2 protein-coding genes and 1 pseudogene are annotated in these 2050 nt (G+C 67.6%); 1 reads left to right on the forward strand and 2 read right to left on the reverse strand.

Going from position 1 to position 2050, the window contains the following annotated elements:
* Together VGS97_RS18485 and VGS97_RS18490 are read right to left on the reverse strand one after the other, a co-directional pair.
* Positions 1–207 (reverse strand): annotated as a pseudogene (locus VGS97_RS18485) (hypothetical protein); the annotation flags it as partial.
* Between the two features lie 43 nt (positions 208–250).
* Positions 251–901 carry a TetR/AcrR family transcriptional regulator gene (locus VGS97_RS18490; RefSeq protein WP_326854824.1) on the reverse strand — a complete coding sequence of 217 codons (651 nt, stop codon included), beginning with the start codon at positions 899–901 and terminating at the stop codon, positions 251–253.
* Between the two features lie 198 nt (positions 902–1099).
* Between VGS97_RS18490 and VGS97_RS18495 the strand changes: the two genes are divergently transcribed.
* The coding region (locus VGS97_RS18495) for an amidohydrolase family protein (RefSeq protein ID WP_326854825.1) at positions 1100–2050 on the forward strand (951 nt) is incomplete at its 3' end.

The raw sequence follows: 2050 nt of genomic DNA on the forward strand, positions 1-2050 counted from the left end.
GGTGTTGGGCCGGTCGTAGATCAGTACCCGGTTGCCCAGCTCGGCCAGGGCGACGGCCAGCTCCCGGACGCCCGGGTACTCCCTGCTGAACCGGCCTCCCGGGGTGAGCGCCCAGGTCCGGCCGGCCTCACCGATCACCTCGTAGCTCAGCGAGAGCTCCTCGAGCTTGTCACCGTCGATCCGCACTGCGATCTTCTCGGTCGGCATGAGCCGAAGCTATATGAGCGCTCACTCGCAGTCAACGAGGCGGTCAGGGGTAGTGGTCGCCGGCCGGCTTGGCGGGGAAGAAGCCGTTGAGGGACCCGGTGCTGGCGGCAGCGACGGCTCGCTGCCGGTTGAAGGCCTTTCCGTGGCGGCTTTCCAGGGCGAGGATCAAGGCGGTTCCCATGACGGCCCGGGCGGTGATGTCGGGCGATTCCAGGGTGCGCCCGTGCCGTGCCTCCACCTCGCTCCAGGCCTGGCCAAGGCGGTCCATGGCCACCGCGAGGTTATCGGTGTAGAAACGCTCGGCCACGTGCGGGTCGCCGAAGAGCACCAGTCCCAGCAGGGGAGCCAGTTCCCTGAGCGTGGCGACCAGCTGCCGGTAGAGGCCGTTCAGGGTCTGTAGCCGGCGCTCTGGCGTGAGCGGCTCGTCCCGGTCGACGATCTCCGCCGCCGCGACGAGCTCATCGACCGCCTCCCGGAGCGGTTCCACCACGGCCTCGTGGAACAACTGCTCCTTGCTCTCAAATAGCTGGTAAATCATCCCCGTGCTGATCTCAGCATATTGGGCAATGACCTTAATGGTCGTACCGTTCGCATCTCCAGTTTCGCTGAAGGCCCGGCGAGCTGCCCGGAGAATCGATCTCCTGCGCACCTCAGCGGGCAGCCTGCGAGCTGGCGGTGCGCTCTCTACGGTCACTCGAGGGCGGCTCACGCCATCAGGATGCCATGCGGTAGATCGCAGGCACGGTCACCGATCCTCATTGACGGTTCCCGGGCCGCCACATAGGATCCGACTCAGCTGACTGAACGCTCACCTTCTTACGGGGAGCTGCCCTCGCCCGCGCCGGCCAGCGCCGCACCCGATCCACGCCTCGGCCCGCAGGAGGTCCAACCGATGCAGCGGATTCCCCTCTTCGATGCTGACAACCACATGTACGAGACCCGCGAGGCATTCACGAAGTTCCTGCCGGACCGTTACCGCGGCGCGATCGAGTACGTGGAGGTGCGCGGGCGGACGAAGATAGCCGTGCGCGGCCAGATCAGCGAGTACATCCCCAACCCGACGTTCGACATCGTGGCCAGGCCGGGCGCCCAGGAGGATTACTTCCGCCGGGGTAACCCGGAGGGCAGATCCCGCCGGGAGATCTATGGCGAGCCCATACGCTGCCTCCCGGCCTTCCGCGAGCCGGGGCCGCGTCTCGAGGTGATGGACGAGCTGGGCGTCGACCGGACGCTCCTGTACCCCACCCTGGCCAGCCTGCTCGAGGAGCGGATGCGTGACGACCCCGAGCTCACGCACGCCGCGATCCACGCCCTGAACCGGTGGATGCACGAGACCTGGACGTTCGACTACGAGGAGCGGATCTTCGCGACGCCGGTGATCACCTTGCCGATCGTCGAGCGGGCCATCCAGGAACTCGAGTGGGCGCTTGAGCGCGGGGCGCGAGCAGTCCTGATCCGCCCCGCTCCGGTCCCGGGGTACCGGGGGCCGCGGTCGTTCGCTCTGCCGGAATTCGATTCCTTCTGGGCGAAGGTCGCCGAGGCCGGAATCCTCGTCGTGATGCACGGCTCGGACAGCGGCTACGCCCGCTACGTGAACGAGTGGACGGGGGCCGATGCGGAGATGCTCCCGTTCAAGTCGGGTACGCCGGTCGCGTTCCGCTTGCTCCAGGCCACCCGGCCCGCGGAAGACGCGGTATCCGCTCTGGTCTGTGACGGCGTCCTGTCCCGGTTCCCGGGCCTCAAGGTCGCGGTGGTCGAGCTCGGCAGCAGCTGGATGGGGCCGCTGCTGGACCGGATGAGGGACGTCTACAAGAAGGTGCCGCAGGACTTCGCCGAGAACCCG

Source organism: Actinocrinis sp., from assembly GCF_035946395.1.
In the GTDB taxonomy this organism is placed as follows: domain Bacteria; phylum Actinomycetota; class Actinomycetes; order Streptomycetales; family Catenulisporaceae; genus Actinocrinis.